This is a genomic window from Spirochaetota bacterium, assembly GCA_035477215.1.
GTDB lineage: Bacteria > Spirochaetota > UBA4802 > UBA4802 > UBA5368 > MVZN01.
The window spans coordinates 1-9,857 of record DATIKU010000033.1 but is presented as its reverse complement, the minus strand read 5'-3'; the positions used below and the strand labels follow the sequence as shown (position 1 = coordinate 9,857).

The window sequence follows — 9,857 nt, the reverse complement described above, 5'->3', positions numbered from 1 at the left end:
ATTAAAAAGTTTTTGGCTGATAACAAGGACGACGCCGCTGTAAAGGCGTTTCTTGCGGAGCTTGGCAAGGTTTCGCCGGAATCGGAAAAGGCGATCGTCGCGAAGTGGCTCGAGGGTGACGAGGGCAAGAAAGCAATCCAGTCCGCGAAGGACAAAGAGGTTGAAAAGTCCATTGAGACCTGGAAGACGAACAACCTCGAAAAGCTGGTTGCCGAAGAGTACCTGAAGAAGAACCCTCCGAAAGACCCCGAGAAAGCCGCGCTTGAGGCGCGGATTGCCGCGATGGAAAAGAAGTCTGCTGATGATGAAGCCGCACTCAAGCGCCAGGCGTTGAAGTCGCTTGTGGCGAAGGAGTTTTCGGCCGCGAAGATCAGCGGCGAATACGTTGATTTTCTCGTTGGTACTGACGAGGACTCCACGAAGGCGAACATCGAGACATTCAAGAAGGCACGCGAGGCCGAGCTTAAAGAGATCGTCGAAGCAAAGTTCAAATCCATAGGGAGGGATGTTCCGACTCCGGGCGAAGATCGGTCCGGTAAAACGATCACCAGATCGGACTTCGAAAAACTCTCTCCCGCAGAGAAGGCGGCCGCTGCCAAACCAGACAGCGGCATCACTATTATTGACAAGGAGTAAGAAATGGCAGCTAATACTTTGACTGGCCTTATCCCGGTAATTTACGAGGCGGCGACTCAGGTCTTCCGCGAAATGACCGGGCTCATTATGGCGGTTTCACGCGACGCGACCGCAGCGGGTGCGGCTTACGGCCAGACTGTACGCAGCCCCATAGTCCCGTCCATCACACCGCAGCCGATAGTTTACGGTGTGGCCCCGGCAGACGAAGGCGAACAGACCGTCAGCTATACCGACATGACGCTCAATAAAGCGTATCAGGCTCCGGTGAAGTGGAACGGGGAAGAGGAAGTCAGCCTGGGGGCGATGAAGGACAAGATCGTTCAGGATCAGTTTTCCGAGGCGTTCCGCGCCCTGGTGAACCTGGTCGAAGCCGATCTTGCGGCCCTGTATTACAAGGCGTGCCGGGCCTATGGCACCCAGGGCGTTACCCCGTTTGCGTCGACGTTTGCCGACGTTACGGCGCAGCTCCGGAAGATACTCGACGACAACGGAGTTCCGGACGCTGACCGCCATCTCGTAATCGACAGCGCGGCCGGCGCGAATCTTCGGTCCCTCCCGGGGCTGACCTCGTTTTATGCGGCCAACACCGAAGCCACTCTCAGGCGCGGGGAGCTTCTTCCGCTGAACGGTTTCGCGGTCCGTGAATCGGCTGCGATCAAATACCACACCGCCGGGACCGCTGGCGTTGGCATGGATTGCACCGCCATAGAACCTATCGGGGAAACCACCATCGCGGTCGATGGTGCCGACCTCGGGACCGTTCTTGCCGGGGACATCATGCGGAACACCACTAAAGTGGGAGCCGGTACGGATATGAATAAGTACGTCATTCAGTCCGCGACGGTATCCGGGGCCGCTGCCGGGAATATCGTGATCCAGAAGCCGGGCCTCCTCGTGGCGACCGCGATCAACGACGAGATCGAAACCGGCGCTTCGTATCGCGCGAACATGGCGTTCCATCGCCGGGCGATCCACATGGCCGCACGTCCTCCGATCATGCCCGCAGGTGGAGACTCTGCCGCCGATGTGACCGTTGTCACCGATCCCATTACTGGCCTTGCCATACAGGTGGCCATGTACCGGCTTCACAGGATGGTTAAGTTTGAAATCGGTCTCGTGTGGGGCGCCGAGGTGATGAACCCGCAATCCCTCGCGCTGTTGCTGGGATAAGGGGTAAATCGCGGCATCCACGTAATACGATTTACAGGGCGGCATCAAGGTGCCGCTTTGCAAGCCGTATAATTTCAGGAGGAGAAAGCAATGGCGAGGAAAGCGGTTGATCCGACGGGCAACGACATCTATGTTTCCGAAGACCAGGTGGAATCATTTTTTTCCGATCCCGACAACGAGAAGGAAATCCGTAAAGTCGCGGGCGCGGCCGGGTACTACTGGAAGCGCATCCCCGAAGAGAGGAAGCCCGAGATCATGCAGGCCATAATCAAGGCGAGGAAGTAATGATCGTAACCACCGCACAAGTGAAGGCATTCCTGGGCCTGACGGACCCCTGCCAGGCTTCGGGGCTACTCACGGTCGGCCAGAAATACACGGTCAAGGTCAAAGGCGCGACCGGTAATTTTGCGAACGTGGGCACGTCCTCGATTGAGGTCGGAAACAGCTTCTACGCCACGGGAACGATTCCTACCGCCTGGGGCGGGACCATCCTTTACGTGGTTGATGAGATTGTGGAATCAAAGATTTCAGCGATTATACCTGGTGTCGAGGCCGATTACGAGCGCATCAGAAACGTCAATTTCTCGCGCTTCTTGGCCACGTTTTCGAGCGGTGGCTCTGTGCTGTCTGACATTGAGGTTAACAACGACACCGACCCGTATCTCCTGGACGAGACTGACGAGATTGACGCATTGTTTCAGCGTATTATCAGGCATGACATTATAAGTGGCGCCGGTATGACCGGTAAAGTTCTGTCGTGGGACTGGAGCGCGCAGACAATCACGCTCGACACCGCGGCAACCGCTGCAGGCGAAGGCGTGTTGATGACGCTTTATCCGGGCGGTGCCGATTACGTGGCCGCGCTCATGGTCGGGTATAACCTGTACAAGCGACACGGATTAAAATCGGAGAGCACCGGCGGCTACAGTTATACCGCAGAGGATATGCTCGAAGGATATCCGAAGAGCATTGTCGGCATGATAGGCCGTTACGTGAGGGTTATATGAAGCCCGATCTTTACAACAAGGACGTGACCACGCGCCGCGCCACGATAGGGCAGGACGCGAACGGTCAGCCGACTGAGACATGGGCCGACTACCTGACGTTCCGGGCCCACGTTTACGCGGCTTCGGCGTATCAGAAGTTTTCGGCGAGCAAGGCCACTGACTTCTTCACTCATCGCATGCTCTGCGATAACCTCGATATCATCACAGCCGACACGGCCGTTATCGATGGCGATACATACCGGGTCGTCGCCGTGAACAGGCCTCCTTTCACGGCGCAATTATCACTCGATTTGGAGCGCACGGAATGAGAGTCGAACTCAAACACGCCGAAGTCGAGGCAAAGATCAGGGCCGCTTGCGTGAAGTCCCTGAATGAATCCGCGCTCCTGATTGAGACCAGGGCAAAGCTTGCGTGTCCGGTAGACACCGGGAATTTGAGACGGTCCATAACGCACCAGGTAAAAGCCTCTGATTTGACGGCCGAGGTAAGCGCGAACGCTTCATACGCGGCGTATCTTGAGTTCGGCACGCGGAGGATGCGCGCGCAGCCCTATCTCCGGCCGGCTGGAGATAATTCAAGGCGCGACGTTGAGCGCATATTCCAGCGCAATCTCAAGGCGGTGAAATGACAACGCTGGTTGAACCCGGAATACTCGCGCGGTTACAGGCGAGCACAGCCCTCGCCGCAATCGTGAGCACCAGGATTTATTCGGGCTGGTTGCCGCGGAGTACGACGTACCCGGCGGTATGCTTCTTTGAAGTTTCTGGTGGGGAGATCGCGGAGGCGAAGGTTGGGCGTTATCGGTTTCAGGTCAGCGCATTTGCCGCCAGTGACATAACGGCGAAGCAGGCGAGCAACGCCATTATCGACGCGCTGAAGGGTTATAGCGGTATATCGGGAGGCGTTGATATCCCGAAAATAATATACCTCAGTCGTACACGGTTACGCGAAGATGAGACGAATCTCTATCATTACGCGACCGATTTTCAGATCATGTATAAGGGAGAATAATAATGAGTCAGGTTACGGCGAATACTAACAAGTTTATATTTGGGAGCGGTGACTTCCAGATCGGGTCATCGATCGAAACGCTTGCCTCGATGGGGGCGCTTCGCGGGGCCGTTTTTACCGAGGAGTGGGAAGAGGTCGAGATTGAAACCGATAACGCGGGTAGGCCCATCAAGAGGATCAAGAACCAGAAGGCGAAGCTTGCGGCTGGATTGCTTGAACTCGATCTTAACAGGCTAAATGTCGCGCGCGGGGGCCTTGACGTGCTTACCCCTGTTGCTGGTACGATTGTTGGGGGTGAAGAGCAGCTTGTGGTGTCGGGGACATGGGTGTTTAACGAGGTTATACCGATTGAGCACCAGAACGGAGACGGAACAATCATTACCGTCAACAGTGTTGTCGGCAGCACAAACGCTGTATTGGTCGAGGGTACTGATTATTTCGTGGTCCTGATGCCTGACGGACGGTATGGCGTGATGCCGATTGACAGCGCGACGTTCACCACGGCCGCGCAGAATCTTACCATCGACTATGACTACACGCCGAACGCCTCGATCAAATTCACGAGCGGCGGCAAGTTCACGATCAACCCCAGGGTGTGCCGCCTCATCCATACCGACGCGAACGGGAAGAAGCTCCAGCTCACCATCTACGCCGGTAAGGTCGCGAAGGGGTTCGAGTTTACATTCCCGTCCGACGACGCCGATGACGTGATGGAGACCTCGTTTGAAATGGTTGGCGATCTCGACACTACCAGGACCGCTGGGGACCAGCTGTATGAGATCATCGACGAAAGGAGTTATTCGTAATGAGGTCTTTCGACGCCGACAAGTTTTTCGAGGAAGGCAAGACTATAACGCTCGGCGGGCGGGTATTTGATGTTCCGATAATACCCGCCATCACATCGCTGGTGATAAGCCAGAATGCGGCCGCGTATGGCCGCTTCGGCACTCCCGACGAGGACGAGGAGTCCCGCGCGGTTGCGATGAAGGTGTTGGCGACCATATTAAATCAGCGAGTACCCGAGAACGATAGGGTAAGCCCGGAATGGATTGAACATCGTCTTGATATGAGGTCCATGACCGCGATGATAGTGTTCCTGTTCGCGGAGCCCGAAAAAAAAAATGCGGACGCGGAGGAGGAACCGCAAGAGCCGCAAAAACAAGGGGCCGCGGCCGTAGAGTAGGGTACGAGGAGATCATATCCGGCGTGTGCTCATGGTATCGCTGGAAGCTCGCTGAAGTGCTGTATGGAATGACGATTGATGACACTGTGTGGTACTGGGAGAGGATACCGTATGACCGGAGGAAGCATCTCGAAGTTGACGAGTATCCCGATTATCTCCCGGTGTCGCCCGATAAAGACGGTAAAAGGGTAATCAGGAAATGACCGGAATCGACGCGGGAAAGCTCATCTATCAGGTCCAGGCCGACATGACCGAGATGCGGAAGCAGCTCGGGCAGATACAATCCGAGATGGGTAAAGCCGGGAAAAGCGGGGAGGCTTCTTTCGGAGGGATTAGGACCGCTTCTATAGCCGCCGCCGGTGCCGTTGGTGTTGCCGTGGTCGCCTTGAAGGGAATAGTCTCGGCTGGATTAAAAGCGGCAGGTGCTTATGAAAAGCAGGCTGTCGCGTTTGGCGTTATGCTCGGTAGTTCCGGCGAAGCTCAAAAGATGTTAAAGGAAATCCAGGACTTCGCGGCGGCAACTCCATTACAGAGTGAGGGATTACAGCGTAACGCATTGTTGTTGCTTAACTTCGGTGCAGCCGCTGAAGAGGTCGTGCCAACTCTAAAAATGCTCGGAGACGTATCCGGAGGTAACCAGCAAAAACTTGACTCTCTGACTCTTGCCTTCGCTCAGATGTCGAGTGCTGGCCGTCTCATGGGTCAAGACCTGTTGCAGATGATTAACGCCGGATTTAACCCTCTCCAAGTAATGAGCGAGAAGACCGGAAAGTCGATGGGACTGCTTAAAAAAGAAATGGAGAAGGGTGCCATTTCAAGCGACATGGTAAAGCAGGCTTTCCGCGATGCCACCGGAGAGGGTGGAAGATTTTATCAGATGCTGGCCAAGCAATCGAACACTCTTGAAGGCTTAAAATCCACATGGGACGACATCGGAGACATAGCTCTTCGCACATTCGGAGAACAGCTTGTGCCGACGGTGAAGCTTTTCCTATCCGATCTTATAGCATCAGGAGATAAGACTATAAATCTCGGCCGTGCCGTTGGCGAATTTGTGGCTAAATCCGTGCTCGGTTTTCGCATGGCGTATCAGCAGGTTGCTGTATGGGGCGCACAGATGCAAGCTCTGAAGTTCAATATTATTTCCAGCGCCTCCGAAATGGCGAGCAAGATTTACGGGGTTTTTGGCAATAAGCAACTCGCGGCGAGTGCGATGCAGGGCGCTGTTGACGCGAAACGCGCGGCTCTGACATATCAATTTGCAGTTGGCAAGATCGAGGGCGATCTCGCTAAGACTCGCGAGGTATACAATAACGTAGGCAAGCAGGCCGCGCTTGATGCCGACAACGCGAAAACAGCGTCACGGAGAAAGGCCGCGCAGGCACAATCCGAAGCCGACAAGAAGTCTTCTGAGGAATCTATAAAATGGCTTAATGACATCTTAACCAAAGCCGAAGAGATGGAGCAGGCGCAGAAGCAGGCGCGCTTTGAGGCAATTACGACAGCGGTGTCGTTCGCGCAGTCTTCGGTGTCTCAACTGAGTTCGATTTTCCAGCAGTATTCGACCAATCAGACAATGGCCCTCGACAACGAGCAGACCCAGAGACAGACCGCGATTGAAGAGTGGTACGCGGAGCAGGAAGACCAGATCAATAACTCGGTTCTGACCGAGAAGCAGCGCACGAAAAAGCTTGAAGCCCTTGACGAGGAGCGGGCCCGACGCGAGCAGGCACTCGCTGACGATATCGACAAGAAGAAGCGCAAGATCGAGTACGAGGCGGCGAAGCGCGCGAAGGTCATAAACATAACTCAGTCGATCATGAATACCGCTCTCGGCATTACCAACGCCCTGGCGAGGTCCGGCCCCCCCTGGGTTGGGATCGCGATGGCGGCGATTATCGGAGCGATGGGAGCGGCGCAGACGGCGCTGATAGCGGCGCAGCCACTTCCCGAGCTTGCCGAGGGTGGTATTGTTCAGGCCACGCGCGGCGGTGTACCGGTAATAACAGGCGAAGGCGGGGCAAATGAACTCGTGGCTCCTCTCACTCCCGAGGTCTACGAGAACCTGGCACAGAACATCGTAGCCGCTCAGGGCGCGAGTTCCGCGAGCGCGTCCACGCTGCATGTGATATTCGAAAGCGGTGGCGTTGCGATCGGGGAGTACGTGACGAAGGGCACAAAAAACGGGACGATCCGCATCGACATGCGGTCGCTGGTTAAAAACTGATGCGAATACTGTGGGACAATAAGCTCGCCGTGGCGACGCTGTATCCGTCAACCGAGAACGTCAATAATCCGATTGGCAACGTGATCGTCAAGAACACGACCCGGACGTGGAAGACTGCGGCGAAGACCGATCAGTATCTTACAGCGGCCGGGATAGGTGCCGATGTTTCCGCGCTGTATCTGCTCAATCACAATCTCACCGCCACGGCAACGCTGAAGCTTCAGGGCAACGCGACCGACATATGGACCGCGCCTTCATTCGACGAGAACATTACCGTTGTCCCCTATGTGACCGCGTACGAGTTCACGGCCGCTACGTATGCTTACTGGCGTATTGTCGTTGACGACGCCGCGAACACTTCTGGGTTTATCGAGATCGGGTACATGTTCCTCGGCCCATCGACCGAGGGACCGCCGATGAAACCGGATCATGTCGCCGACTACGCCGGGAAAGACACGGCCGCGTTTTCCGAGACCAGGCAGGTCTACGGATTTTCCGGTGTTCTGTTTCGCGAATACACGATCAATCTCCCAGAGGTATCGGACCTTGAGCGGAAGGCCATCTTGTCTATGTACGAGCGCGTACGCACGTTCCGGCCCTGGATGATGCTGATATGGCCCGATGATCTGGTGTTCGAAACGCCGATGTTTTGCGTGTTCAAACAGCGGCCTAAGTTCACCCGGCAAGCCGGGTATGAATACCCTTGGACCGGTCAGTTGATTATAACCGAGGTCTATTGATGAGCGTTATCGTCTTCCGTGGGGGCTGGACACCGGAGCAGGATTTCGTGCTGGAGAACGGGCTCGAAAGAAGTGTTGAAATATCAGAGGCAATAGATAGCGTGATGGAATCGTTAGAGGTTACTGCCGACGATGAGAAGGCGAGAATCACGGGCGGGATATATTACATTGAGATCGACGGCGAGGAATTCGAAGTGCCGTTTGAATTGGGGGAATAATGGCGGGTACGAGAGTAAGCAATTATGGGGCCGGTGATCCCAATATAACCGCATTGATGGTGACGAACAATCTCACGTTCCGGGGCCTGTGCTCGGTGTCGCTGACGAATTATGACACGACCGACGAACCCGAGATTGCGGCCGGTTCGGTGGTTGAGGTCGGGGGCACGCTGTACGAGTTCGGGGCCGATGAGGCGATAGGCGGTTCCCCGGCAGACGGTCTTGTCTACATCAAGCTCATTCCCTCCGGTGCTTCCGTGACGGCCGAGTTCACGAATGACGCGCCGGTATGGCGTGATGACCTTCAGGGATGGTATCAGTCCGCGATCAGCGTGAACAGGTATTTGCCGTTTGAGATTTTTTTATCATCCACGCAATATATTAAAAGAGTATTCCGTCATGACGTAAACACGAATATCGCCCATTTCCGCGAAGAACAGGCATCGGGAACTCCTGGCGGCGGTATTGCATCAACTAACTGGTTCACACGTGATTTAAATACTATCGTAACCAATGATATCGGTATATCATTATTGTCGAATCAGATAACAGTACCACCCGGGAAGTATAAAGTTTTTGCATCTGCTCCATCATATTATGTCGAAGATCATCGCTGTGCATTATATAATGTTTCTGCTGCAAGCATTTCTTTATATGGGTCAAATGAATTTTCTCCAGACTCAGGTGTTCCGACCACTTCCAGATCAACGATCAATGGTATTATTAGCCTCTCAGTTGAAACAGTTTTTGAGCTAAGACATAAGGTCGGCGTAGCAACAAATATCCCAGGAAACAAGGGGAACCCGATGAGCCTCGGTGTCAATGAATATTATTCAGAATTGATCTTTGAAAAAATAACATGATTATTTTAATAAAGTCCTATTTTATCACCTATGTTTATTTTTTCAAACTCATCTTTACCGACTTGTTTGTCAACGAAATGAACAGATTGAACTTTAATCTTAATGAAGTACGCTTCCCGAACTTGTCCGGTCTGCGAGATGGATTTTTCGCAGTATTTATCGGCCACGTTTTTGGTATACGTTGCGCACCCGGAATAAAGAACCAGAACCATAAGTATAATAATCTTTTTCATTTTGCATCCTCCGTTTTAGTTGATAAAGTCAAGATAATACCGCACATAGCAAAAGTCAAGCATAATTTCGCGCCGTCGGTAATAACATGATTGAATCCCTTAACAAAACCATCCTCGTTGAGATAGACATCCCTATCCGTAGGGACACGTGTATCAACGTCGAGCCCGGAATATGGGGGCACCGGATAAATTGGGATGGCGTGGTTGTTCCCGGAAGCGATGGCCTGACCGGGTATTACGAGGACGAGGCTTCAGCGATTGTGAAGGTCGGATCGTGCTATGTCGATAGCGTGGCCTATACAAAGTGCCTGACATGGGAATCGCTGAGATTGCAGGACGAGGGGTTTTTATTTGATCCCGCGACGCAAACGATATATTTCCATTTCGACGACTTCGGGCCTCCGATGCAGCGGCTTCTCAGGCTGGGAGCGACAACGGGGTTTTGCGATAAGGCGATGCTGGACGATTCAGGCCGTCCCGTGGGGAGCATGTACGAGGACATCTATTACGAGCCCCGCATTCTATCGGTGCCGTCAATCGGCGTGTCGAAAGACCCGCTATTTTTTGGA

16 protein-coding genes are annotated in these 9,857 nt (G+C 54.0%); 15 read left to right on the top strand and 1 reads right to left on the bottom strand.

From position 1 onward, the window contains the following. The 14 genes from VLM75_07585 to VLM75_07520 all read left to right on the top strand — a co-directional run. On the top strand, positions 1-636 hold a 636-nt coding region (locus VLM75_07585), incomplete at its 5' end, for a DUF4355 domain-containing protein (GenBank protein ID HSV96781.1). 3 nt (positions 637-639) lie between these two features. Continuing rightward, positions 640-1,806, top strand: coding sequence for a P22 phage major capsid protein family protein (locus VLM75_07580; GenBank protein HSV96780.1), 1,167 nt, complete (start codon positions 640-642; stop codon positions 1,804-1,806). A 90-nt stretch (positions 1,807-1,896) separates the two neighbouring features. Beyond that, a complete protein-coding gene (locus VLM75_07575) occupies positions 1,897-2,091 on the top strand; it encodes a hypothetical protein (GenBank protein ID HSV96779.1) in 195 nt (64 codons plus the stop codon). Next, positions 2,091-2,813 (top strand): hypothetical protein, encoded by a 723-nt coding sequence (locus VLM75_07570; GenBank protein ID HSV96778.1) that lies wholly within the window; start codon positions 2,091-2,093, stop codon positions 2,811-2,813. Before VLM75_07575 ends, VLM75_07570 begins: the two co-directional genes overlap by 1 nt. Further along, positions 2,810-3,121, top strand: a complete 312-nt coding sequence (locus tag VLM75_07565) for a head-tail adaptor protein (protein HSV96777.1) — start codon at positions 2,810-2,812, stop codon at positions 3,119-3,121. The genes VLM75_07570 and VLM75_07565 overlap by 4 nt, the downstream gene beginning before the upstream one ends. Beyond that, a complete protein-coding gene (locus VLM75_07560; protein HSV96776.1) occupies positions 3,118-3,441 on the top strand; it encodes an HK97-gp10 family putative phage morphogenesis protein in 324 nt (107 codons plus the stop codon). Before VLM75_07565 ends, VLM75_07560 begins: the two co-directional genes overlap by 4 nt. Further along, positions 3,438-3,824, top strand: coding sequence for a DUF3168 domain-containing protein (locus VLM75_07555; GenBank protein ID HSV96775.1), 387 nt, complete (start codon positions 3,438-3,440; stop codon positions 3,822-3,824). The genes VLM75_07560 and VLM75_07555 overlap by 4 nt, the downstream gene beginning before the upstream one ends. Before the next feature lie 2 nt (positions 3,825-3,826). Next, complete coding sequence (locus VLM75_07550; GenBank protein HSV96774.1) at positions 3,827-4,630, top strand: hypothetical protein; 804 nt, start codon at positions 3,827-3,829, stop codon at positions 4,628-4,630. Beyond that, complete coding sequence (locus tag VLM75_07545; GenBank protein HSV96773.1) at positions 4,630-5,007, top strand: hypothetical protein; 378 nt, start codon at positions 4,630-4,632, stop codon at positions 5,005-5,007. The genes VLM75_07550 and VLM75_07545 overlap by 1 nt, the downstream gene beginning before the upstream one ends. Before the next feature lie 23 nt (positions 5,008-5,030). Further along, a complete protein-coding gene (locus tag VLM75_07540; protein HSV96772.1) occupies positions 5,031-5,210 on the top strand; it encodes a hypothetical protein in 180 nt (59 codons plus the stop codon). Further along, positions 5,207-7,234 carry a tape measure protein gene (locus VLM75_07535; protein ID HSV96771.1) on the top strand — a complete coding sequence of 676 codons (2,028 nt, stop codon included), beginning with the start codon at positions 5,207-5,209 and terminating at the stop codon, positions 7,232-7,234. The genes VLM75_07540 and VLM75_07535 overlap by 4 nt, the downstream gene beginning before the upstream one ends. Continuing rightward, on the top strand, positions 7,234-7,974 hold the full coding sequence (locus VLM75_07530; protein HSV96770.1) for a hypothetical protein: 741 nt from the start codon (positions 7,234-7,236) through the stop codon (positions 7,972-7,974). The genes VLM75_07535 and VLM75_07530 overlap by 1 nt, the downstream gene beginning before the upstream one ends. After that, a complete protein-coding gene (locus tag VLM75_07525; GenBank protein ID HSV96769.1) occupies positions 7,974-8,192 on the top strand; it encodes a hypothetical protein in 219 nt (72 codons plus the stop codon). The genes VLM75_07530 and VLM75_07525 overlap by 1 nt, the downstream gene beginning before the upstream one ends. Then, the gene (locus tag VLM75_07520) at positions 8,192-9,055 is read left to right on the top strand and encodes a hypothetical protein (GenBank protein HSV96768.1); all 864 of its coding nucleotides are present in this window, start codon (positions 8,192-8,194) and stop codon (positions 9,053-9,055) included. The genes VLM75_07525 and VLM75_07520 overlap by 1 nt, the downstream gene beginning before the upstream one ends. 5 nt (positions 9,056-9,060) lie before the next feature. On the opposite strand, the gene VLM75_07515 is transcribed toward VLM75_07520, so the two are convergent. After that, positions 9,061-9,288: a hypothetical protein gene (locus VLM75_07515; GenBank protein HSV96767.1), complete on the bottom strand. Its 228-nt coding sequence runs from the start codon at positions 9,286-9,288 to the stop codon at positions 9,061-9,063. 86 nt (positions 9,289-9,374) lie between these two features. Between VLM75_07515 and VLM75_07510 the strand changes: the two genes are divergently transcribed. After that, positions 9,375-9,857 (top strand): hypothetical protein (locus VLM75_07510; GenBank protein ID HSV96766.1); only part of this gene is annotated, 483 nt, incomplete at its 3' end.

Bases quoted from the DNA above. Each gene is read 5' to 3' on its own strand.
- VLM75_07580 (HSV96780.1), top strand. From the start codon at position 640: ATGGCAGCTAATACTTTGACTGGCCTTATCCCGGTAATTTACGAGGCG.
- VLM75_07575 (HSV96779.1), top strand. From the start codon at position 1,897: ATGGCGAGGAAAGCGGTTGATCCGACGGGCAACGACATCTATGTTTCC.
- VLM75_07570 (HSV96778.1), top strand. From the start codon at position 2,091: ATGATCGTAACCACCGCACAAGTGAAGGCATTCCTGGGCCTGACGGAC.
- VLM75_07565 (HSV96777.1), top strand. From the start codon at position 2,810: ATGAAGCCCGATCTTTACAACAAGGACGTGACCACGCGCCGCGCCACG.
- VLM75_07560 (HSV96776.1), top strand. From the start codon at position 3,118: ATGAGAGTCGAACTCAAACACGCCGAAGTCGAGGCAAAGATCAGGGCC.
- VLM75_07555 (HSV96775.1), top strand. From the start codon at position 3,438: ATGACAACGCTGGTTGAACCCGGAATACTCGCGCGGTTACAGGCGAGC.
- VLM75_07550 (HSV96774.1), top strand. From the start codon at position 3,827: ATGAGTCAGGTTACGGCGAATACTAACAAGTTTATATTTGGGAGCGGT.
- VLM75_07545 (HSV96773.1), top strand. From the start codon at position 4,630: ATGAGGTCTTTCGACGCCGACAAGTTTTTCGAGGAAGGCAAGACTATA.
- VLM75_07535 (HSV96771.1), top strand. From the start codon at position 5,207: ATGACCGGAATCGACGCGGGAAAGCTCATCTATCAGGTCCAGGCCGAC.
- VLM75_07530 (HSV96770.1), top strand. From the start codon at position 7,234: ATGCGAATACTGTGGGACAATAAGCTCGCCGTGGCGACGCTGTATCCG.
- VLM75_07525 (HSV96769.1), top strand. From the start codon at position 7,974: ATGAGCGTTATCGTCTTCCGTGGGGGCTGGACACCGGAGCAGGATTTC.
- VLM75_07520 (HSV96768.1), top strand. From the start codon at position 8,192: ATGGCGGGTACGAGAGTAAGCAATTATGGGGCCGGTGATCCCAATATA.
- VLM75_07515 (HSV96767.1), bottom strand. From the start codon at position 9,288: ATGAAAAAGATTATTATACTTATGGTTCTGGTTCTTTATTCCGGGTGC.